A 23,296-nucleotide genomic window follows, 5' to 3' on the forward strand; every position below is an offset into this window, starting at 1 on the left:
CGATCGTCGCGTTCGCCCCGGCGCGAGCGGTCGCTCTCGGAGGTGAGCCGACGGTGAGTCCGGCGCAGGCGGTCGTCACTAGCGACGTCCCCCGCGTGCTCGTCGTCGGCGACTCCGACCGGACGGCCGCCGCCTCGTCGGCGCTCGAGTCCACCTTCACCGGCCCGTCGCTGCTGCGCGCCCGGACCGCCGAGGAGGCGATCGAACGCCTCTCGGACCGCGAGGTTCACTGCGTCGTCTGCGACGTCGACGCGGGCGGGCGCGCGACGCTCGAGACGATCCGGGAGTACGACCGCAGCGTCCCGATCGTCGCCCTCGCCGCCGAGCGGTCGGCCTCGGACGCGCTGGCCGCCGGCGCGACCGACGTCCTCGGTCCCCGCGATCCGACCGAACTCGTCGTCGGCCGTGTCAGGAACGCGGCCGAACGGTATCGCCTCGAGACCCGCACCGGAGGCGACCGCTACCACCGGTCGGCGCTCGAACACTCGAACGCGCTGGTGCTCGTGCTCACGGCCGAGGGTGCGATCAGCTACGCGAGTCCGGCGTTCGAACGCGAGATGGGGTACACGCCCGACGAACTCGAGCGAACGCGGCTGCGCCGGCTCGTCCACCCGGACGATCACGACGCCGTCGACGACGCCGTCGGTGCGGTCGCGGGGGGGACCACCGGAACGACGCGATCGGCGGTGCTCCGGCTCGGACACGCCGACGGAACGTGGCACGTCTCGGAGGTGACGTGTACGAACCGGCTCGCAGACCCGACGCTCGAGGGCCTCGTTCTCACCGTCACCGATGCGGGGCGCCGACCCGAACCCGACGCGCGACTCGAGGAGGCCGCCGGGGGGATCGAACACGCGTTCTTCACGCTCGGCGACCGCTGGGAGCTCACCTACGCGAACGAGGCGGCGACGGCGCTGTTCGACGGCCGCGTCGACCTCGAGGGAACCGTCGTCTGGGACCTGCTGCCGGAGTCGGTTACCGGTCCGTTCTACGAGCGGTTCCTCGAGGCCCGGACGACGGGCTCGCTGGTCGAGTTCGAGACGGAGTTCAGGCCGCTGGAGGCGTGGTTCGAAGTGTACGTCCATCCGACCGAAACCGGCGTCTCCGTCTACGCCCGCGACGTCACGCTCAGAAAAACCGTCGCCGGCGACCGACGCGACCGGGTCGCCCACCTCGAGTCCGTCCTCGACGCCGTCGAGTCGGGCGTGTTCGTCCTCGAGCTGTCGGGCGACCCGCCGTCGGCCGACCGGGCGACGATCTCGCTCGCCAACGCCGCGATGTTCGAACTGCTCGAAGCCGACGCGATCGTCGGCCACTCACCCGCGTCGTTGCTCCCTTCGGGGATCGTCGACGCGCTCGACGACAGGCTTCAGTCGCCCGTCGTCAGGCGCATGGACCCGATCGAGGGGAGCCTCGAGACGCCCGACGGACCGCGCTCGGTCTCCGTGTCGGTCTCGTTGCTGCCCGACGACGAGCACGCGGTCTGCGTGATCCGGGACGACACCGACAGCCGGGCGTCGACGGAGGCGGTGACGGCGATCCACCGGACGACGCGGACGCTGCTCGACGCCGAAACTCGCCCCGACGTCTGCCAGACCGTCGTCGACGTGGCCGTCGATCTCGTCGACGCGGAACTCGCCGGCTGTTATCTCGCCGACGGCGACGTACTCAGGCCGGTGGCGTTCTCGACGCGGGAGTCGACGCCGCCGTTCGACCTGCCGACGCTCGCGCGCGAGGAGACGGTTCTCGGACGTACGCTCGAGGAGGGGGAGCCGGCCGTCTACGACCGGGAGACGCTCGGTTCGTTCGTCTCTCAGGTCGGCGTCAGAACGGACCGGATGGTCGCGGTGCCGATCGCCGGCAGCGGCGTGTTGTTCGCGACGGCCTCCGACCTCGAGGCGTTCGACACTCGAGAGCGAGACACCCTCGAGTCCCTCGCTGCGACCGCCGAGGTCACGCTCGAACGCCTCGAGCGGGAGTCGCACGTCAGGGACCGCGAACTCGAGCTGTCCCGGACCCAGTCGCGCCTCGAGCGCCTCGAGGCGATCGACGAACGGCGCCGCCAGATCAGCAAGCTCCTGGTCAGCGCCGACAGCCGCGAGGAGATCGAACGCGGCACCTGTCGGGAGCTCGCCGAACTCGAGTGGGTCGAACTGGCGATGATCGGCGAGACGTCGGTCGCGATGGACGAGATCACGCCGCGGACCTGGGCCGGACACAACGACGGCTACCTGAACACGGTTTCGTTGCCCGTCGGCGCCGATTCCGGCGACCCGTCGGGACGGACCGCCTCGACCCGGGAGCCGACGGTCGTCGACAACGTCGTCCGTGAGCCGCGCGGGCTCGAGTGGCGACGGGCCGCACTCGACCGGGAGTTCCAGTCGGTACTCAGCGTCCCGCTCGTCTACGACCAGTACGTCTACGGCGTCCTCACGCTGTACGCCGACCGTCCCGCGGCGTTCGACGACGACACGCTGTCGATGTTCGAGGCGCTGGGCGAGACGATCGCGTACGCGATCAGCGCGATCGAGACCAAACGAGCGCTGCTCACCGACACCGTCATCGAACTCGAGTTGCTGCTCCGGGGGGCCGACGACCCGCTCGCGTCGATCGCTCGACGGGCCTCCTGTCGACTCGACGTCGAGACGGTCGTTCCACGATCGGCCGAGGAGACGACGGTCTTCGTGACCGCCTCCGAGACGTCAGCGGACGCGCTCGAGGCGGCGGCGACGGAGTCGCCGTCGGTGATGGCCGTTCGGCTGATCGCTGACCGGGAGGAGGGCAACCTGTTCGAACTCACGGTTTCCGGATCGACGATCGCCACGACGCTCGCCGACCACGGCGGCGTGCTGTGCTCGATCGACGCCGAGGGCGGCCAGACGCGCGTTATCGTCGAACTCCCCGGCGGCGCGGACGTTCGCTCGTTCGTCAGTATGCTCGAGCGAAAGCACCCGGGAACGGAGCTGGTCGCCCGCCGCGAACGAGAGCGGTCCGGTCGGCCGCCCCAGGCGTTCAGCACCGAACTGTACGAGAGTTTGACCGATCGACAGCTCCGATCGCTCGAGACGGCGTACTACAGCGGGTTCTTCGAGTGGCCGCGCGAGAGCACCGGCGAGGAGGTCGCCCAGTCGCTCGGCGTCTCACAACCGACGTTCAACCGACACTTCCGCGCGGCAGAACGGAAGCTGTTCACGCTGTTGTTCGACGAACTCGAGGATCCGCCGTAATCCATGGCTTACGGCCGTCTCACGGAAACTCCGCGATTCGAACGGTGCGTTATGATCGACTTAATATATGAATGAAAACTGCACTCTCACCACATCCGATATCACAAATTAGTACATAAATAAACAACATGAATACATATTGTGTCACAAATAGTGATTGATTATGTGTATAGCGTCCACCGTCATGTGGGCGGGTGCGCATAGGGAAATTCATGAGCGCGTGTGAGACAATGAGTAATTACCGAGACCATCCCTTGGGTACCGGGGTGGAATCGTGAGCACTGGCGCCGCCGGCTCTGAACGGACGGGTTTACGTTCACAGGCGGAGGGTGGAATTATCGCGGAGGTTCGTCTCGACCACAGCGACCTCTTCTTGCGACCGACGCTGGGCAGAAGCCCCGATATCACCGTCGAGCCCGAGTACTGGACCACCCTCGACGGGGACAACCGGGTGCTGTTCGTCACGGCGTACGGACCCACCTTCGACGAGTTCGAGACTGCCCTCGAAATCGACCCGACCGTCTGCGAGCCGGTCCTCGTCGACCGCTATCCCAGCCGTCGTGTCTACCGGGTACAGCTCACCGATCGGGCGATCACCTTCGACGCGAAGACGGCCGAAGTCGGCGGTCGAATCCTCGACATCTCCAGCTCTCGAGACGGCTGGATCATCCAGCTGCGCTTTCCCGGTCGAGACGCGCTCGTCTCGTTCAACGAGTACTGCCGCAGTCGGGACATCACGTTCCAGGTCAACCACCTCCGAATGTCGGACGACGGCGAAGACGGCGTCGTCGGCCTCACGCCGAAGCAACAGGAACTGCTCACCGTCGCCTACGAAGAGGGCTACTTCGACGTCCCACGGGGGATCTCGCAGAACGAACTCGCCGAACGACTCGACGTTTCGAAATCCGCTATTTCTCAACGGCTTCGCCGCGCAATCGCCGAACTGTGTGGCTCGTCCCTGACGTGAGCCGTCCCGGCTCCGTGTTATCGCCCGTCTCGAGCGCCGGCTCGGTACCTACTAGACTCGCTCTCTCACTATATGCTAAAACAGTATATCTTAACATATATTCAAAAGATATAGTATTTTGTGAGATTATTGGAACATCTAATATAAACGCTGATGATATTAATGCGCAGATACTCGTCCGAACTGTCCAATCGTCCTCTCAATGCAGGACAGCAGACCCACTGCCGGGCCCTCCGCATCTGAGACAGCGACCACTACCTCCGACGACGGCCGATCGCGCTCGCTCTCCCGTCGATCGATGCTCTCCGGACTCGCCGGTTCGACGGCGGCACTCGCCTTCATGACCTCGAGCGTCTCCGCGTCCAGCGAGCGTCAGGAACTGTTCGACCAGTACAGAACGGTCATCAACGTCGTCGACGAGGGCGCCGACCCGAACGCCGCCGGCGCCCAGCACACGAGCCGGAACAACTCGGTCAATCCGATCATCGAGAACTTCAAGACCGACGACACGCTGCTGTACTTCCCCGAGGGGCGATACTACTTCGACCAGGAGTTCCGATTCGTCAACTTCGAAAACTTCGGTCTGTACGGCCCGGACGCCGATATCGTTCCGGCGGATTACCACAACTTCAACCGACCGCGCAACCACCGCCTGTTCAACCTCGGCATTCCCGCCGCACCCGGCAACGGCCTCCACTTCGAAGGGTTCGATATCGACTGGCGCGCCGACGGCACCGGCCTGCGTCTGATCGACGCGGACGTCACGGACGACCTCCTGGTCCGGGACATCGACTTCGTCGGCACCCACGACAGCGGTACGTGGGGGCCGGGCCGCTTCGCCATCAGGGACCCGAGCGGGAGCGGACTCGTCGAGCGATTCCGCGCACCCCACGGCGGCGAGTACAACAAGTACACGCCCCACGCGGGCAACCACTGGGTCGGCCCGACGGGGATCATCTCGAACGACTACAACGCCGGGACGCTCACCTACCGTGACTGCGTCCTCGGAGGGTTCCCGGACAACGGCCTCTACGCGAAGGGCGGGAGCGGGAGCATCCGCGTCCGCGGCGGCCACTACAGGAACAGCAACGTCGCTCAGATCCGGATCGGCGGCTACGACAGCTCGATCAAGGGCGCGACCCTCGAGGTCGATACGAACCGCCCCGACGACCAGCGCCAGAACGCGGTTCGCGTCCAGGACGGCGGCATCGTCCAGATCGAAGACACGACGATGAACCTCGCGTCCGCGAACGGCGAGGCCGTCCTCATCCAGAACGGCGAGTACACGGAAATCCGCGACTGCGACATTCGCGTCGACGGTAACATCGTCGCCGACGCGATCAGCACGCGAAGATCCACCGAGCAGGTCATCGTTTCGGACACGGACATCAGGATGAACACCGACGGCGGATTCGCGGTCTTCCTCAGGGAGACGAGCGCCGCGAACCCCCGCCGCGCGGTGCTCACCAACGTCACCGTCCGCGGCGACGTCGGCTCGGAGAATCACACGTCGGCGTTCCGACTCAACCGCGACGGCGCCGAGGTTCGATCCTGCAGCGTCAGGACAAACGGCGACTCGCGCCGCCGCGGTGTCGAAATCGTCGCCTCCGATACGCTCGTCCACCAGAGCACGCTCATGACGCCCGACTACCCGGTGCTCGCACACGGAGCCGACCCGCTCATCATGGGATCGTACCTCCGATCGGACCGGGGCCAGGAGGGGCTTCGAATCGACTCGGTCGCCAACGGGACGCGCGTGCTCAACAACCGGATCTACAACGGCGTCGACGATAGAAACGGCTCGACCGAGTTCGACCGAAACGCCTACCTGTAACTCGCCCCGGAGCCGAGTTCCGAGCGCTGTAACCTCGCCAGTCTCCGATCGCACGCGGATTTCCTCGCTCTCTTTTACCGTTATTGGGCCGTAATCGGCGGTTGTTCGTCCGATGTGCGGTCGAAAACCGTCTAGGCACGTACTAAGCTCGCACCCCTAGTAGATCCATAATAAACTACTTCGGTAGGGAATCTTCGGTACCGACTCCACATGCGCGAATCAGTCCCCCGGAACGCCCGTTGGCGCGACCGCCGTCGGCGGGGTAGCCCCGCGGCGTCTCCCCCTCGTTCTGAGGTGATCCCGTGCAACGGAGTTTGTTGAGCGGTATTCTCTCGGTCGCCGGCGGTAAGTTCGTCCATCTCGTTTTGGGGATCCTCTCGACGCCGATTCTCTACCGGTGGCTCGGCCCCTCCGAGTTCGGCGCGTACGCGACGGTGATGTCCGCTCACGCTATCTTCATGATTCTCGTCAGCTCCGGCATCGCCGACGGTGTCCGAAAGTACGTCGCCGAGGACCGCGACGACCCTCGCTGGGAGGCCCACGTCATCGGCTACTACTTCCGACTCGCGACGCTGCTCGGCGTGCTCGGCGTGACGGTGCTGGGCGTTCTCACGTACGCTGGCGTGTTCGAAATCGTCTGGAGCCCCGAGTTCACGACGTACTTCTACGTGCTGATCGCGCTCGTCCTCGCCTCCCAGTACTGGGCGTTCGCCCGGAAGTCGCTGATGGGCTTCGGCCTCGAGAAGTACTCCGAGCCGCTGAAAGTCCTCTACAACGTGATGTTCGTCGCGGTCGCGCTCCCGCTGGTCTACTTCGGTTTCGGCGTCGTCGGTGCGCTCCTCGGCCAGATCGTCGCGACGGCGCTTGCGGCGACGCTCGGGATGATCGTCCTGCACTTCTATCAGTCTCTCAGGAGCGTCTTCGAGTTCCCCGACGAGTCGTTCCCGCGGCGGGAGATGATGACGTTCAACTCGCTGTCGATCGTGCTCGTCTTCCTGCTCATGTCGCTGTATCACATCGACGTGATGATGCTGCAGGCGCTGGGGACCAGCGAGGAGGTCGGTCACTACAAGGCGGCGCTGGTGTTCGCGGAGTTCCTCTGGTTCGTTCCCGTGACCCTCCAGACGGTGTTCGTCCACTCGACGTCGGAGCTCTGGTCGCAGGGGAAAAACCAGCTCGTCTCGCGGCTCTCCGCGCGAACGACCCGGTACACGTTCCTGTTGACCGCGATCATGTCACTCGGCATCGCGGCCCTCGCTCGAGACGTCGTCCCGGTGTACTGGGGAGCCGGCTCCGAACCCGTCGTCGAACCGCTGCTGTTGTTGCTCCCCGGCGCGCTCGGGTTCGCCCTCGCCCGCCCGATCCTCGCGGTCAGCCAGGGGAAGGGCGAACTCACGTACCCGATCATGGCGACCGGATCGGCGGCGGTCATCAACGTCGTCCTCAACGCGCTGTTGATCCCCCGCTACGGCATGCACGGCGCGGCCGTCGCGACCTCGATCGGCTACGGCTCGATGGCGATCTTCCACGTCTGGAGCGCCTGGCAGGTCGGGTTCGACCCCGTCTCCGACGCGAGGTTCGGCCGCGTCGTCGCCACGACCGTCGTCGCCGCCGTTCCGATCTTCGCGCTCGCGAACGCTCTCTCGGCGCCGATCGCGATCCCGGTTCTCGGGCTGGTTCCGATCTCGCTGTTCGTCGTTCCCCCCGCAGGGCTGGTGATCTTCCTCGCGATCGCGATCTTCTTCCGGGCCGTCGGGCTCTCCGAACTGCTCGAGATTCTGGCGGAGTTTCCCGACCCGATCGGTTCGCGGGCGAAGCCGCTCTGTCGCTGGGTTCACCGGGTCAACGCCGAGAGCGAACTGGTGCAGTATCTTCGGATCTGAGCGAACCCGCTGACGAAACACACTTGTTCCTCGCGTCCCAACGGGACGCTAACCGTTCGGTTCCGATTTTCCGCGTCGCTCGCGATTGCGTGCGTCCGTCTAGCGCGGCTACCCCCGTCGGCCGCCCGCGAGCCGGTTTTTCGGAGCCGACCGCCGTGATTCCATGACTTCCACGACCTACTCGCCGCCCGACCCGGCAGCGTTCGACCTCGAGGACCAGCCGATACCGCCGACGCTCTCGCCCGGAGCGACCGTTCTGGTCGCGATGCCGGCGGATTCCGACTGCCGAGAGCTTCCCTTCGCCCTTCTCGCACGCGACGCTGCGACCGCCGGCGCCGCGATCGCCGTCACGACTGGCCAGGAGAGCACCGCCCGCCTCGAGTCGCCGTGCGGCGACGAGTTCGATCGACTCGGGGTGGTCGAGACGACGGCCGGTGAGCGGCTGACGGCGCTGTACCGCGAGACGCCGACGATCCGCACGCCCGTCCCCGGCGACATCGAACGGACGACGGTCGCGCTCTCGGAGCTTCACGACGCGTTCGTCGCGTCGTCCGGCCCCGTCTCGCTGTCGATCGCCTCGATCTCTCCGATCCTCGAGGAGTCCGCCGAAGCGCCGGCGACCGTCCTCGCGTCGTTTCTCGAGGCCGGCCGTTCGACCACCGGGATCGCGACGATCGGCGTCGAGTACACCCGCCACGACGAGGCGACGATGCGCGCCCTGTCGGCGCTCGCGAGCGAGATCGTCTGGGTCGAACGGCGCGCGGACGGACGGCTCTCCCTCGAGTACCAGCCGTCGAGAACCAGGTGACGCGACTACTCCTCGTCGTCTTTCATCGAACCGAGTTGCGAGACGAGTTCTGCCGTCGACAGCTCGGATTCGAACGTTAGTTCCCCGTCGTGATCGTTTTCGTGGACGGTGACCGCGTCGACGTCCTCGTCGTCGCGCTGTTGGTGCTGTTGCTCGGACTCGTCGTAGCTACCAAAACCCATACACACCCTACCGGCCGGAGGGTGAAAGGCGTGTTGATGCGAGCCGAAACCGTCGGCGGTGAGATAGCCGGATCGACCGACGCGCTTACCGCCGGAACCAGACGACCGCCGCGACGGCCGCGAGCGCCGCCGCTCCGGCGACCGCGGGCGCTCCTCGGCCGCGCAGCCCCTGTGCGGTCGCCCAGGTGAGTCCCGGCCCGTGACGGGGGCTCGCCGTCGAGTGACGCAGGTAGCCGACACCTTTCGCGAGTTCGCCCTCCCGCAGGAACAGCTTCGCGAGCACGAGGTTGTGTGCGGCCCGGATCTCGTACCCCTCGGCCTCGAGCGCCTCGACGGTGTCGGCGTACGTTCCGAGGTACTGCTCGTCGGCGCGTTCGATCGTCTCGGCGTCCGGCACCGGCGTCTCGAACCGGGTGACAAGCGGTTCGTCGACGTAGGCGACCTTTCCGACCTCGAGGATGCGAAGCAGGAACTCCGGGTCCTGAAACCGCTCGAGTTCCTCGTCGAAGCCGCCGATCTCGCGGGCGACGTCGGTCTCGACGATCAGCGTCGAACCTGCTCCCGAATGGACGTTGTCGGCAAGCACCTCGCCGATCAGCTCCTCGCCGCCCTCCATCGGCCGCTCCTCGTCGGCCAGCGCGAGCACCGCGGCGACGCGCTCTTTGAGCCACCAGCCGCTGCCGGCCGCGTTGATCTCGAAGCCGCAGTAGGCGGCCACCCAGTTCTCGTCGTCGGGTTTGGCCTCGAGGGCATCGAGCTGTTTCTCGAGTTTCGTCTCGTCCCAGGCGTCGTCGGAGTCGAGGAAGGCGACGTACTCGCCCTCGACCTCGTCGATTCCGGTGTTCCGTGCGGCGTTCGCCCCCTGGTTCGTCTCGTGTTCCAGACAGCGGACGCGGTCGTCCTCGTAGCTCCGGACGACGTCGACGGTGTCGTCGCTCGAGCCGTCGTCGACGACGAGCAGCTCCCAGTCGTCGTACGTCTGAGCGAGGACGCTATCGATCGCCCGCGGCAGGATCTCTTCGCGGTTGTACGTCGGAATAACGACGCTGACGGTCGGCATTGGACACAGCTAGCCCCCTCAACGGTATTATTATCTCCCGCGTAACGAGCCGGGAGGATCGCCGAGTCACGCGACGCTGTCGGCGCGTGTCTCGCGCCCGGAGTGTCGCTCTCCGTCGGCGTCGAGTGCGTTTCCGGTGATCGCTCGAGAAAAGACGGGCTGTCGATTTCCACCGGAATCGTGGTGTGCTAGCGCGGGGTTCGGTGCGAGCGGTTAGAAGTCGTCGCTGGCGATCTGGGACTGCGTGACAACCTCGACGTCGGCGTCGTCGATGTGCTCGAGGATCTCCTCGTACTCGTCTTCGGTGACTTCGGCGTTGTCGTACTCCTCGCCGACGACGTGCCACATCGGGATACACGCCTGCTTGTACTTCGCGGCGAGGTCGATGTAGTCCTTGACCAGGTCGACGTCGTGGCCGTCGATCCGCCCCATCGCGTGGGTGTCGGTCATCGGGATACCGGTGTTCCCGCCGCCGAAGCTGAGCGACGACTCGTGGATCTCGCGCAGCAGTTCGACGTTCGTGGCGTCGCGGACGTTACCCGGCGCGATGTAGTGCTCGGCTCCCTCCTCGAAGCCGCGCTGCTGGAGCCAGCGCTTCGAGTCCTCGAGCATCTGGCGCTGCTCGTTCTCGTCGAAGTCCTCCTCGGTGAACGGCGTGCTCCAGTTACCCTCGGGATGGGGGTGAGAGACGATGTCCCAGCCGGCGCTTTGCATCTCGCGGAGCTGGCCGGTGTCGAGTCGGTCGCCGGCGCCGACGGCGTGGTGGATGACACCCGCGGTGCCGGGGAAGCCGTACTCTTCCATCATCTCGAAGGCGCGCCACTGGCTCTCGTGGTTGTCGTCCCACGTCAGCATCACGACGCCCGTGTCCGGGGCGTCGACCGCGCGCAGCTCGTCGACGACGAAGTCGAGGTCCGGGTCGTCCTGGTCGCGCCGCCGGGCGATGATCTGGATGTCGTAGACCTCGCTCAGGTCGGGGCTGCCGGTCTCGCCGGTCGCGCCCAGATCGACGCGCATCCAGTGGTTCGACGGCCCGGTGTGGGTCCGGTTGAGGTGGAGCATGTTCCCCGACCCGGGCGCGTGCAGGCGCACTTCGATCCGGTAGAACTCCGGCTCGTTGACCTTCAGCGCGAGCGAGAGGTTCTTGCCCTCCAGGTCGAGGGGCTCGGAGAACGAGCGCTGGACGCCGACGTACGCGTCGTCTTCCTCGGCGACCATCCGAAGCGCCCGCTCGCCGGTCTTGTACTCGTCGGTCTCGGTTCCGAAGTCACCGTAGGAGTCGAGTTCGTACCAGCTGTCGAAGTCCTCGTCGAAGTCGGAGATGAGCTCTCCAACCTCGTCGTCGTCTTCGACTGGATCGTCGGCCTCGTCCGTATCTCCGCCGCCGTTGCCGCCGTCCGTGGAGGTGTTGTTCGCGCCGCCGTCGTCGTCGTCTCCGCCCGCGCCTGTGTCGCGGAGGCTGTCAACACAGCCGGCCAATCCGGTCGCAATTCCCGCCGCTCCGGCACTCGCAATGAATCGCCGCCTGTTTTGTCGAGTCATCTGTACTGCTTCCGATGCAGTGAAGGGTTTTTCTTATCTGGTTCGTAACCACCTCTTATATCCTAGATAATATGTTTCAGAACACTGTGCAACAGTCTGTACAGTCTTACCGACTCGTTTCACGTCGATTCATCCCCACCCCGCGCGGGCGGGCGCGGTAACAATGGTTGCATGGACGTCGTCGGGCGGCGAACGCGTCCGAAATCCGCCAAACCGCGGTAAAACTCGCCAAACCGCGGCGAGTCGAGGACGTCGCTGCAGCTTTCACCAGTCCGTATTCAGCCGCCCGAGCCGCCGAGTCTGCGGGACGTGCCGTTTCCGCCAGTCCGCTCGCGGTCGCCAACTCGTCGTGTCACGTTCCGAGGTGTGCCCTGCTCTCGAAGCGCACGCTCGCCGGCGACTTCGTCCCCCGACGGCCGATCTTGGGGGAGCGAAAACACGTGAAATCGAGACCGACGAGGGCTTATTTCGCCCATAGTTAATAGCGCTACTCGTCACCTGTCGTGTATGAACCGGGACGGGTGCGTTCGATGCCGGTGTACGCGGTGGGACGACGGTCGTCCACACACCGCACGGACCCCGTCAGACGCTCACACGACGACTACCAAGCTATGAACAAGGAACTGTTCGGCGTCTTCGGCGATCGGGACGACTTCTACCGACACCGCTCGCGACGCCAGTTCGACGAGGTTCTCGAGGGTCCGACGCTCACCGTCGGGATTCGCGATCCCGGACTCGGTATCCCGAGCCGAAGTTCGGTCGCCGACCGCGACGACGGCTGCTGTGTGGTCTGGGGCGAGGCGTTTCCCCCGAACTCCGCCGGCGCCAACACCGCAGCGTGGCTGCTCGACACCTTCAAGGAGTACGGCACGGACGCACTGTCGGTCCTCAACGGCTCGTACGTCGCCGTCGTCGACACCGACGACGAGACGATCGTCGCCACCGATCCGATCCGGTCCTGGGAGTGTTTCTACACGGACGACTGCGGCGTGCGAACGTTCGGGACGGACGCGGCCGCCGTCGCCCGAACGACTGATCGACACGACGTCCACCGCGACTCGCTGCGCGAGTTCATGCACATCGGGACGGTCTTCGGCGAGAAGACGCTGCTCGAGCAGCTTCACAGGGTCCCGTTCGACGGCTTCCTCACGGCTTCCGAGGTCGGAACGCTCGAGCGCTTCGTCTACAATCCCCAGGAGTTCGACTACGTCGACGAGCTCGCGGCACGGCTCCGACGGGCTATCGCGCGTCGCTCTCGAAACCCCGGTCGCGAGGGGTTGTTGCTCTCGGCGGGCTACGACTCCCGGCTGTTGCTCTCGCAGGTCCCCTCGATCGAGCACTGCTACACGATCGGTAGCGCGGGCGACCCGGAGACCGTCGGCGCCGAAAAGCTGGCAGCGCAGTACGGCGCCGAGCACACGGTGTTCGAGCCCGACGAGCGCTACCTGATGGCGGGGCCGGAGAAGACGATGTACTCCCAGGGGATCAAGGAGTCGCTTCACATCCACCACGCGGGGTACACGGGCGGTATCGACGTGGATACGATGTATCACGGGCTGCTCTGTGATACGCTGATCCGCGGTCACTTCGTCGAGCGAAAGCACGTCGATATGTTCGGCAAGCGCCTGCCGCTGCCACAGCTCGAGCCCGATCCGGACCCGGTCCAGGTGCTCGTCGACCGCTTCGGCTACGTCCTCGAGAAGAGCGAGACGGTCGCTCGCTGTACCAACGTCGACGGCGACCCTCACTCGTTCGTCCTCGATGCGATCGGCTCCGAACTCGTCACCTACTACGACCGCGCGGAGAACGTCCACAACCGCCTCGACTGCTGTGGGATCGCGAACCAGCCGACGCTGCCCTTCCGGGTCCACCTCGCGGACAACTACCTCGAGTCGATGCTGATCACCGACGTCGAACTGCTCGACTGGCACCTGACGACGCCACCGGAACACCGGAACACGCGAACGTTCCTCAAGGCGATCGAACAGCTCGACCCCGACATCCTGCGTCACTCGCCGCCGGATCGGCCGCACAAGTCCCAGGTCCTCAACGCGATCCGCGGCTACGTCTGCAAGAAGACGCCGTTCGTCCGATCGCCCCAGGGCGCCTGGCCCGACCGGATCGAGGTGTTCAACCAGTACAACCTGGACCAGCGGCTGTTCCCCGACCGGGCGTACCTCCACGAGCTACCGCCTCGGCACAAACTCCGGGCGAACGACGCCCTCGGCTGGCTCGACCACTGCGTCTCCACCGACCTCCGAACCGAGGAGCTGCTCGCCCCCAACTACTCCTCCGTCGCGCTCGACTGAGCGTTCGCGACTCGAGACCGCTCTCGAGACCGTTTCGGCCGTCTATCGCGCGTCGACGGGTCGTTCTCCGACGCTCGAGTTCGAGCGACCGGGGGCTCTCCGCGGAGTCGTCCGGTCCGAACTGCTCCGCCGGTCGGACTGCTCACTCGATGCGGAGGTACTGGCGGTCGTACTCCGGCTCACCCTGTCGCGGGTGGATCGTGATGAACGACGCCGGTGGCAGGTCGGCCAGTCGGGCGGGGAGATCCGAGAGCTCGGTGTGCCAGCCGACGTCGCCTCGGCGGGGCGAGATGGAGACGATCAGGTCGTCCCCGTCGGTTCGCTCCTCGAGGTCGGGGAGCAGCTGTCCCCACTCCGCTACCTCCTCGAATTCCGCGCTGACGTCTTCCTCGACGAGTTCGAACAGGCGCTCGAACTGGTGGGACGTCCCCTCGACGACCAGCACCGTCATCGGCACTCCGAGGCTCGCGGCGAGTCGCTTCGTGATGTGAACTGCCTCGTAGAACCCCTCGTGGTGGTCGGCTCCGATGGGGACGACGACGAACAGTCGCTTCGTCGTGTTGATCGGGTGACCGAGCCGCGAGATGAGTACGGGCAGCGACGTCCGGTCGAGCACCTGGTCGATGATGCTACCGAAGATCCGGTGGCTGAACGACTGGGTGGCGTCCCACCCCATCAGGATCTGGTTGGCCTCGACCTCGAGGGCTCCCTGGACGATTCCGCTTGCGACGTTGTGGTTGACTCGCGCCTCGGTGTGAACCGGCGTCTCGGCGGCGCCGCCGATCGCGGCGACCCCCTCGAGCTCCTGGCGGACCTCGGCGATCTGGGTTTCGGGCGATTTGCTCCGGTCGGGCTGGACCACGGTGAGGACGTGGACCGGCTCGGTTCCGCGCTCGCCTTTGAGCACGAACGAGAGCTCGAGCAGCCGCTCCTGGAGCTCCGCGTGGTGTGAGAGCGGAAGGAGGATGTTCGGGTCACTCACGCTGTCCGCGCCGTCCCCGACTTCCCGCTCGAGTGCGAGCGCGGTCGCCGCCCGCTCGGTGAGCCAGGGGCTGACCAGGGCGGTCACCAGCAGCATCAGGACGACGGCGTTGAGGACCTCGGATCCGAACAGCTCGGCCTCGTAGCCGATGAGCGTAATCGCGAGCGCGGCGGCGGCCTGCCCGGTCGAGAGCCCGAAGATGACGTTGCGCTCGAGGTTCGTATAGCCCTGGACGGCCGCGACGAGTTGAGCGGCCGCCGCCTTCGTTCCGATCATGATCGCGATGATCACCGCGGCGATCTGGAGCGTCTGCGGCCCGTCGAGGATCACGGACGGGTCGACCAGCATCCCGACGTGTAACAGGAAAAACGGGATGAAGAACGCGTTCCCGACGAACTCGATGCGGTTTATCAGCGTCCCGCCCTGCGGGATCAGCCGGTTGAGCGCGATTCCGGCGACGAACGCGCCGAGAATCGGCGAGAGCTCGAGCACCTCCGCGAGGCTGGCGGCGGCAAAGATCGCCACCATCACGAACAGGAACTCGAAGTAGCTCTCCTGGCTGAAGTTCTGGAAGAACCGGCGAGAGAGCGGCGGGATGACGAACCAGGCGCCGCCGAAGAGGATCGCGAGCGAGAGGAACACCTGGGCGAACAGCCAGACGGTGACGTCACCGTCGACCGCACCGGTGACGATCGCGAGGACGACCAGCGCGAGCGTGTCAGTAAAGAGAATGCCGCCGAAGACGGCGGTGACGGCGCGGTTTTTCGTCACGCCCAGCCGGTTGACGATCGGGTACGCGAGCAGGGTGTGGGAGGCGAACACCGCAGAGAGCAACAACGCGGCGTAGAACTCGAGGCCGAGAACCGTGTACGTCACCGCCGTCCCGACGAGAAACGGCAGGAAGAAACTCGCCAGCCCGAACAGCGCGGCGTTCTCCGGGGCGTCCTTGAACCCCTGTAAGTCGAGCTCGAGCCCGACGGTAAACAGCAGGTAGATGAGGCCGACCTCGCCGAGCAGGACGATCGCCGAGGTGTGCTCGACGAGCCCCAGCGCGTTCGGCCCGATCGCGGCACCGACGACGACGATGCCGACGATCCCCGGCTGGCCGAGCCGCTTGACGACCAGCGGCCCCGCGAGAAAGACCGCCATCGCGATGGTGAAGATGAGAACCGGCTCCTCGAGCGGGAACTCGAGACCCGCGAGAAACGGCGCGCTACTGGCGATCACGTTTCGTCGTGTTCCCGTACATGTCTCGTCGTGGTCTGTTCCAACGCCTCGATAATCGGTCGTGGTGTCGACGCCTCACACCGGTCGCCGTGTCTAGTCGGTGGGACGTATAGCAGGTTAATAAGTCGTCGGTTTCTGGCTATCGGGCTCGGATTCGGTCGTAACGGCCCGCCGACGTTCGATTTATCCGGGACATAATAAACCCGCCTCGACCGCTAGTCCCGGCCAATGAACGCTGGACGACTGTGGTTTCTGGATCTTCTGGCCGTCATCGTTTACACCGCGGCGGCGGGACTCATGGTGTACGCCGACGTCGGCGGCGCCGTTCGGACGGTCTTCGCGCTGCCGTTGATCCTGTTCGTTCCGGGCTACGCCATGCTCGCCGTTCTCTACCCGGCGATGCACGACTTCGATCCGAACGACCGGGACGACGCGACCGAGCGGACGGGCAACCTGCTCGAGCGCCTGCCACACGACTACATGCTCGAGCCGGTCGAACGCGTCGGGCTCTCGGTCGTGTTCAGCATCGCGCTGTTTCCGGCGGTCGTGCTCGTCTCGCACTTCACGCCGTACGGGGTCACGCTGTTCCCGATTCTCGTCGGCCTCTGTGCGCTGATCGGCGTGCTCACGCTCGCCGCGTTCGTCGTTCGGTGGCAGGTGCCCGCCGAGAAGCGCTACGCGCCGTCGGTCATGCTGCTCACCGGGTTTCTGTTCACGCGCGAGCCGTCCAGATCGCGCCCCCGCCGACGCGACGACGCCTCTCTCGGGGTGTACAACGTCCTGTTCATCGTCACCATCCTGATCGCGCTCATCGGGTTCGGCTACATGGTCGCGACGCCAGCCGACCACGACGAGTCCTACACCGAGTTTCACGTCCTGACCGACGGCGTCGACGGCGAGACCACGACCTGGTATCCGGACACGTTCACGGCGGGTGAGGGCGCGGAGTTCCCCGTCTCGATCGTAAACCAGGAGGGTCAGGACGTCGAGTACACGGCGGTCGTCCAGCTCCAGCAGGTCGACAGGGACGCCCAGTCGATCGAGATCCACGAGCAGGACGAACTCGAGCGCGAGCAGATCAGCGTCGCCGACGGCGAACGCGTCAACCACACGCTGACGTTCGAGCCGACGATGACCGGCGACGACCTCCGGCTGGTCGTGTTGCTCTACGAGGGTGACGTCCCCGACGACCCCAGCGAGGAGAACGCCTACCGGGCGATCGACTTCCGGGTGCAGGTCGACGGCTAGTCGCCGTCATTCCCTCGATTCGACTTCGTCTTCTTTTCGCACCCGTCGGTTGCTCTCGGACCGGTCGGCCACGGCGCGTTCGTGCCGTCACTTCGTCCTCGAGCCCCTCCGGGTGGGCCGCGGCGCCGCACGTAAACTGAGGGGTCGGTCGCCGGAACCCGCTTGGCAGTCGAACGACGTGTGGTGGTCTGACTGACGCGGGCCCGCCGGGCGCGGTCTGCAGCGTACAGCCGGTCGCCACGGCTACCGCGTCGCTCGCAATCCTCGGAGCGCTGGGGAGCTACGCGATCGTGTTGTCGGTCCCGGTTCGAGCGGACCCGTCCACGGTACGGCCGGTCGGATTACGGGTGAGCCGTCCTGTGGCCCACATCTCCGGCCGCTGGCCGCGACACTCGCTGGTCCGGTCGTCGAAAGCGAGTTCGCGCCGGGCTTACTCGCCCGCGAGAACGTTCCGGTACACGGCTCGCACGTGCTCGCCCGAACTCTCGAGGCTCAGCCCGTCGACGCGCTCGCGTCCGTCCGACCGGGGTCGGTCGCGGACGACGGCCTCGAGGCCCGCCACCAGTTCGTCGACTGAGGTACAGACGTACGAGTGCGAGACGTCCTCGATCGTCTCGCGGACGAACCCGACGTCCGTCGAGACGACGGGGACGTTGCAGGCGGCGGCCTCCTTGACGACCATCGGCCCGCTCTCGCGTCTGGAGGTGACGAGCACGAGGTCGGCGGCGTTCATGTAGTAGGGGACGTCCTCGTAGGGGACGTCGTTCAGCGTCCGCAGGTCGACCTCCGCGTCGGCGGCGTCGACGACGCGTTCGGCGAGCGGGTAGTTCTTCACCTCCCGGCCGGCCTTGTAGGGAAACAGCGCGATCGGTTCGTCGGTGACCCAGCCGACGTGTTCGCGGGCGCGGTCGCGGTCGATCGGCCGGAACAGCTCGGTGTCGATCCCCCACGGAACGAGGTGGTGTGGCGTCGACAGCGCCTCGCCCATCACCCGCGAGGGGACGATGACGGCGTCGCTCAATCGGGCGGAGAGGCGGCTGAGCCGCGGGACGAACGGGTGATCCATCATCAGATCGGAGCCCCACAGCGTCAAGACGGTCGGAACCGCGGGTTGCGCGATCGCGAACGGTCCCATCAGCCCGTAGTGGGCGTGAACCAGGTCGTAGTCGCCCCGGAGGTGGTTGAGCACCTGCGGGTAGTACTTCGCGTAGTCGACCGGCGAGCGCGTCTCCTCGGGCGAGTGGACCCCCGGAACCGTCAGCGTGGTACACTCGACACCGAGGCGCTCGAGGACGTCGACCTGCTTCTCGAAGAACGACCGCGGCGTGTTGACCAGCTGAAGCACCCGCATCTCGGCGGCGCGGGTCTCCGTCGCGGCGGTCGGGACGCTCATAGCTGTGGGGCGGGTGCCGTCCGCTCACCGGTGATGACGGCGGGTGGTTTCCGGGCGCCGGCGACGTCCTCGAGCAGTTCGAGGATCACGTTCGTCGTGTCCACCTTGTCGGCGAGCAGCCGCTCGTGGCGCTCCTCCCACGGGCCGCCGTCGGGCGCCTCGAGGATCTCGACCGCCTGCTCGAGGGCGGCGGCCTGCCCGCCCTCCTCGGGGAAGTTGTACAGCAGCCCGTACTCCTCCTCGAGTTCGTCCGTGTACCCCATCGTCAGGCTGTTGACGTACACCGCGGGGGTGCCGAGGTTCGCACACTCGGAGGCCATCGTCGCGCCCTCGCCGAGGAACAGGTCCGTGTAGGCGAGGAGGTGGTGGATCTCGTCGGGCGGCACCGTCGCCCGGCAGCGCTCGAGTTCGTCGGGCAGCGGGATCTCGGAGGTGATGAGCACCTCCGCACCGGCGTCCTCGAGCCGGCGGACGACCGCGCTCACGTCGTCGAGGCCGGTCGCTCCGATGTCGTGCGAGGAGTCCCAGCCGTTCAGGCGGACGACGGCGATGGTGTCCTCGGGACCGACGTCCATCGAGTCGAACACGCCCGGGTCGGGGGTGAACCGGTCGGGGTGGAGGTAGGCGAGTTCGTGGTAGCTGGGGTAGGTCACCTGCTGGCTGCCGATCCGCTTGGTGTAACACGTCGGCGTGCAGACGACGTCGGCGATCGGGTGCGTGATCGTATTGATGAGCGTCGCGTGCTCGGTGTCGGTGAAGACGACGCTCCTCGCGTCCGTGAGCTTCGCGACGTGGGCGGCGGCGACGCCGCCGATGCCGGTGATGACGTCCGGATCGATCCGGCGGGCGTACTGGAGCAGCCGCCACTCGTAGGTCGCCTGGACGACCGCCAGCTCGGCGAGCGTGCCGCTCTCGCCCGCCAGCACGGTGTGATCGATGCCGTAGCGCTCGAGTAAGTCGACGGCGATCTCCTTGTCGCGGGCGACGACGTGGACCTCGTGGCCCTCTGACTCGAGTTCCCTGATCGCGTGCTTGTAGAAGTGGACGTGACCGGGGTGCTGGATCGTGACGATCAGTTTCATTGGACGCGCACCTCGAGGTCCTCGCTCTCGCGCATGTCGTAGATCATCGCCTGGATCAGCGCGTAGGTCCCGATCGCCAGTCCGAGCACCGCGGAGACGCCGAGCGTCGTCGAGGCGCTTCCGAGCAGGGCGGCGACGAGCGTCGCGCCGGCCAACAGCGCGCCGACGCCGGCAAAGGCCGCGCCGTGGACGTACAGCAGCGCCAGCGGGTGGAAGTTCATCAGGAGGTACTTCCGGCGGAGCCGCCAGAGGAAACTCGAGAGCAGCAGCTTCGAGAGCGTCGGCACGAACGAGCGGTACCTGATGTGGCTCGTCTCGTCGCCGTAGACGGCCGGGATAGCGACGTCGGCCACCCGCAGGTCGTGGACGTTCAGGTGGACCAGCAGCTCGTTCGCAAAGCCGTACCTGTCGTAGAGGGCGTCGATGTCGACCGTCTCGAGCGCCCGCCGCGAGATCGCCGTGTAGCCGTTCTGAGGGTCCATCGTCTTCCAGTAGCCGCTGGCGATCTTGGTCAGGAACGACAGCAGGGAGTTGCCGAACAGCCGCCAGGAGGACATCGACTCGCGGTGATCCGGGTACAGCAGCCGGTTGCCCTTCGCGTAGTCGGCCTTCCCGGCCACGATCGGATCGAGCAGGTCGGGCAGGTACGTCGCGTCCATCTGGTCGTCGCCGGCCATCACCGTCGCGATGTCGATGCCGTCTTCGAGCGCGCGCGTGTAGCCGGTCTTGATCGCACCGCCGACGCCGCGGTTCTGCCCGTGCTGGATCGGAACGACGCGGTCGCCGCCGGACTGGTCGTCCGCCGATAGCGCGGGGGCGCCGCCGTCGGACTGTCCCTCGAACGACGACGTAACGCGCTCCTGTGAGGTGGCACCCCCGCCGTCAGTGTACAGCGAGTCGCCCTCGTTGCGGTACCGCTCGTTGACCCGCCGGGCGGTCGCTTTGATCTCCGCCCAGGTATCGTCGCTCGAGGCGTCGTCGACGACGTAGATGCGGTCGATGTAGTCCGGAACCGACTCGATCACGTCGCCGACGAACCCTTCCTCGTTGTACGCCGGAACGACGACGGCGACGGTGTGTCCCTCGTACATCACGCTCCCTCCGAAAGAGGCGCGCCGTCCTCGGTTACGGGCGTCTCCATCCCGGTGTGGTGCCGATGGGGCCGCGATGGTCCGTTCACTGACGATACACACTCGTTCATGTTCGATCGACTAGCGTCGCCCGGAGCACCTTATTATAGACCGCACAAGGGCTGTCATTACGAAACAGATAACGTCGTTCGTCCGCCGCTTGCGGCGGCGAAACCGTTCATTCGCCACCGCTCGTGCGCTTTCTATCCGCGCTCTCCGTCCGGCGGCTGTAACCGCGGCGGGTTCGTGAGACCGTCACCGGTTCCCGTCAGGAGGGCGGGCTGTCGCCCGGCCCCATCGCCTGACAGAGCCGGACGTCCCCGTTGTCGTAGAGCGTGCTCTGATCGGCCCGGCAGATGCGCTCCTCCGGGATGTCCATGTTCACCGGGTGGTCCCGGTCGGAGAAGTACGTCGCTCCGTCGGACTGGTGGCCGCGATACAGGGTGAGGTCGTGTGTCACCGGCTCACTCTGGTTTATCGTCGCCGCCTCGGTCGGGTACGACATTCCTCGCTCGATCATCGTCTGGTAGGGCTGGTCGGTCCGTATCAGCTGGTCGTTTCGTAGGTCAGCGGCCGACGGCGAGCCGGTCATGAGCGCGATGCTGTCGGCGGCGTCGAGTTCCTGTTCGGTGTAGCCGAGTCGCTCCTGCTCGCCGGGGAACGGCGGGTTGTCGATCGCTCCGTTTCCGGACAGCATCATGATCGACGGGAATGCGAGCAGGAAGACCACGAGGACGACGACCACCAGGGTCGGGTTCCCCTCTCGAGCGAGGAACCGGACGCCGATCGCGCCCGTGATCGCCAGCAGCGCGTAGAGGAAGGCGAACCACCGACCGGGGATGAAGTTCACGATCCCGAACAGCGGCAGTCCGAGCACGAACACGAGCATGATCGAGATCGCCGTTAGCATCGTGAACGCGGAGTGGCTGGCCCGCTGGCGCTGCAGGAGGTACAGACAACCCACGAGCGCCAGCAACAGCAACAGCAGGAAGCCGAGTTCGTCGATGTAGGTCGCGAACTCGCCGGCCATCGTCGCCGTCTCCTCGACGGCCTCGATCTCGCCGTCTTCGGTCTCCCGCGTACTCTGGAGCTGGAAGAGTCCGGAACTGGCGATCGAGTCGCCGAACCAGTCCAGGATCGTCGTCAGGAAGTTCGACCCCTGGTAGGGGGTCAGCGACCACATGAACGTGATGAAGCCGAGGTTGAACACCAGCAGTCCCGAGAGGTTGACGCTGTCGGGGATGTTCGACCCCCTCGTCGACCGCGTCGAGGGGACGGTGAACAGCCCCGTCGAGAGCAGGAGCTTCCCGGCCAGTCCCGCCCCGAGCAACACGAGCATGATGAACGACGAGACCTGGTGGGTGAGGATCACTGCCACCGACAGCAGGATGAGCAAGAAGAAGTCCCGCGTCTTGTAGTCAGAGTGTAGCACCCGCAGGAGCACGTAGAGGAACGCGAGGAAGAACACGATCCCCATGCTGGTCGGAATGACGTGGATACCCCACTGAATTGCGTGGTCGGAGATACTGTAGAGGCCGGCGGCGAACAGCGCCCACCGCGTCGGGACGAGGAGCCGCGCGGCCATGTAGACGAGCACCGCCGAAAACGGCATCACCAGCCCGATCGTCATGAACAGCGCCATCCGCGGCGACAGATCCAGGACGTGCGTCGCCCCGACGACGAGCAGGTGGAAGAACGGGGCGGCGAAGTGTTTGTCGCCGGCGATCGCTCCGAGCGACTCGGCCTCGTGGATACCGCCGACGAACTGGATCATGTGCGTCCAGACGTCGACGCCGAAGTACGTCGTCGTCGTAAAGACCGCCGCGAGCCGGATGACGGCCGCGAGCGCGACGATCTGGGTCAGGATGATCCCCGGCGTGAGGTCCTCTTCGTGGGCGAACAGGATCTGGGCCAGCACCAGCGACGCGAGGATCGCGGCGACGTCGTAGAAGACCACGTTTCGCCCGCCCATCAGCGTCGCCATCACCGCGAGGATCCCGACGCCGAGCATGACGACGCTCGGCGCGACCCGGACGACGGTCGCGGGGAGCGCGGGAAGCGCGTTCGCGGTTCGACGCTCGCTGCGAGCGGCGAGCAGGTAGAGCAGACAGCCGGTGCCGACGACGATCGGCACGAGCTCGATCAGAATCTGACTGACGAAAAACCGCATCGGGAACAGCAACATCGCTGCGATCAGCCCGAGGACGGCCACGTCGACGTCGTAGCGCCGGTTCTGGAGCTTGTGGCTCACCCAGCTACCCACCATCGGAACCACCTCCCGCCGGATCGGCGGCGTCCTCGAGAGCGATCAAACCGCCGCCGGACGCCGACGTCAGGCGTCGCTCGCGGTCGTCGAAAACCGTGGTGTGCGGGGCACAGAACGGGCCTGTACCCGGCTGATACTGTCGGACAGAAATCAGTG

At 66.1% G+C, this 23,296-nt stretch carries 15 protein-coding genes; 7 read left to right on the plus strand and 8 right to left on the minus strand.

Features of this window, described 5'->3' with window-relative positions:
• Positions 1-53: 53 nt before the first annotated feature.
• The 5 genes from NMQ11_RS19770 (at position 54) to NMQ11_RS19790 (ending at position 8,719) form a co-directional block, all read left to right on the plus strand.
• Positions 54-3,227: a bacterio-opsin activator domain-containing protein gene (locus tag NMQ11_RS19770; protein WP_255171634.1), complete on the plus strand. Its 3,174-nt coding sequence runs from the start codon at positions 54-56 to the stop codon at positions 3,225-3,227.
• A gap of 274 nt (positions 3,228-3,501) precedes the next feature.
• Positions 3,502-4,194: a helix-turn-helix domain-containing protein gene (locus tag NMQ11_RS19775; protein ID WP_255171635.1), complete on the plus strand. Its 693-nt coding sequence runs from the start codon at positions 3,502-3,504 to the stop codon at positions 4,192-4,194.
• Positions 4,195-4,492: 298 nt separating this feature from the next.
• Positions 4,493-6,028 carry a right-handed parallel beta-helix repeat-containing protein gene (locus NMQ11_RS19780; RefSeq protein WP_255171636.1) on the plus strand — a complete coding sequence of 512 codons (1,536 nt, stop codon included), beginning with the start codon at positions 4,493-4,495 and terminating at the stop codon, positions 6,026-6,028.
• 302 nt (positions 6,029-6,330) lie between these two features.
• Positions 6,331-7,911 (plus strand): oligosaccharide flippase family protein, encoded by a 1,581-nt coding sequence (locus NMQ11_RS19785; protein WP_255171637.1) that lies wholly within the window; start codon positions 6,331-6,333, stop codon positions 7,909-7,911.
• Positions 7,912-8,074: 163 nt separating this feature from the next.
• Entirely contained in the window at positions 8,075-8,719 is a 645-nt protein-coding gene (locus NMQ11_RS19790; RefSeq protein WP_255171638.1) for a DUF7504 family protein, read from the plus strand.
• Positions 8,720-8,724: 5 nt separating this feature from the next.
• Here NMQ11_RS19790 and NMQ11_RS19795 read toward each other — a convergent pair whose 3' ends face one another.
• The 3 genes from NMQ11_RS19795 to NMQ11_RS19805 form a co-directional block, all read right to left on the minus strand.
• Entirely contained in the window at positions 8,725-8,901 is a 177-nt protein-coding gene (locus tag NMQ11_RS19795) for a DUF5786 family protein (protein ID WP_255171639.1), read from the minus strand.
• An 85-nt stretch (positions 8,902-8,986) separates the two neighbouring features.
• Positions 8,987-9,961, minus strand: coding sequence for a glycosyltransferase family 2 protein (locus NMQ11_RS19800; protein WP_255171640.1), 975 nt, complete (start codon positions 9,959-9,961; stop codon positions 8,987-8,989).
• Positions 9,962-10,174: 213 nt separating this feature from the next.
• On the minus strand, positions 10,175-11,503 hold the full coding sequence (locus tag NMQ11_RS19805; RefSeq protein ID WP_255171641.1) for a polysaccharide deacetylase family protein: 1,329 nt from the start codon (positions 11,501-11,503) through the stop codon (positions 10,175-10,177).
• 611 nt (positions 11,504-12,114) lie between these two features.
• Between NMQ11_RS19805 and NMQ11_RS19810 the strand changes: the two genes are divergently transcribed.
• Entirely contained in the window at positions 12,115-13,812 is a 1,698-nt protein-coding gene (locus tag NMQ11_RS19810; protein WP_255171642.1) for an asparagine synthase-related protein, read from the plus strand.
• A gap of 142 nt (positions 13,813-13,954) precedes the next feature.
• Here NMQ11_RS19810 and NMQ11_RS19815 read toward each other — a convergent pair whose 3' ends face one another.
• On the minus strand, positions 13,955-16,021 hold the full coding sequence (locus NMQ11_RS19815; protein ID WP_255171643.1) for a cation:proton antiporter: 2,067 nt from the start codon (positions 16,019-16,021) through the stop codon (positions 13,955-13,957).
• A gap of 228 nt (positions 16,022-16,249) precedes the next feature.
• On the opposite strand from NMQ11_RS19815, the gene NMQ11_RS19820 reads away from it, so the two are divergent.
• Positions 16,250-17,269 carry a DUF1616 domain-containing protein gene (locus tag NMQ11_RS19820; RefSeq protein ID WP_255171644.1) on the plus strand — a complete coding sequence of 340 codons (1,020 nt, stop codon included), beginning with the start codon at positions 16,250-16,252 and terminating at the stop codon, positions 17,267-17,269.
• A 430-nt stretch (positions 17,270-17,699) separates the two neighbouring features.
• Here the strand turns inward: NMQ11_RS19820 and NMQ11_RS19825 are convergent, their stop codons facing one another.
• The 4 genes from NMQ11_RS19825 to NMQ11_RS19840 form a co-directional block, all read right to left on the minus strand.
• Positions 17,700-18,662 (minus strand): glycosyltransferase family 4 protein, encoded by a 963-nt coding sequence (locus NMQ11_RS19825; RefSeq protein ID WP_345781486.1) that lies wholly within the window; start codon positions 18,660-18,662, stop codon positions 17,700-17,702.
• Positions 18,659-19,744, minus strand: a complete 1,086-nt coding sequence (locus tag NMQ11_RS19830) for a DUF354 domain-containing protein (RefSeq protein ID WP_255171645.1) — start codon at positions 19,742-19,744, stop codon at positions 18,659-18,661. Before NMQ11_RS19830 ends, NMQ11_RS19825 begins: the two co-directional genes overlap by 4 nt.
• Positions 19,741-20,835, minus strand: a complete 1,095-nt coding sequence (locus tag NMQ11_RS19835) for a glycosyltransferase family 2 protein (RefSeq protein WP_255171646.1) — start codon at positions 20,833-20,835, stop codon at positions 19,741-19,743. Before NMQ11_RS19835 ends, NMQ11_RS19830 begins: the two co-directional genes overlap by 4 nt.
• A gap of 307 nt (positions 20,836-21,142) precedes the next feature.
• A complete protein-coding gene (locus tag NMQ11_RS19840) occupies positions 21,143-23,140 on the minus strand; it encodes a glycosyltransferase family 39 protein (protein WP_255171647.1) in 1,998 nt (665 codons plus the stop codon).
• Between the last annotated feature and the right edge of the window lie 156 nt (positions 23,141-23,296).

Source organism: Natrononativus amylolyticus, assembly GCF_024362525.1.
Classification (GTDB): domain Archaea; phylum Halobacteriota; class Halobacteria; order Halobacteriales; family Natrialbaceae; genus Natrononativus; species Natrononativus amylolyticus.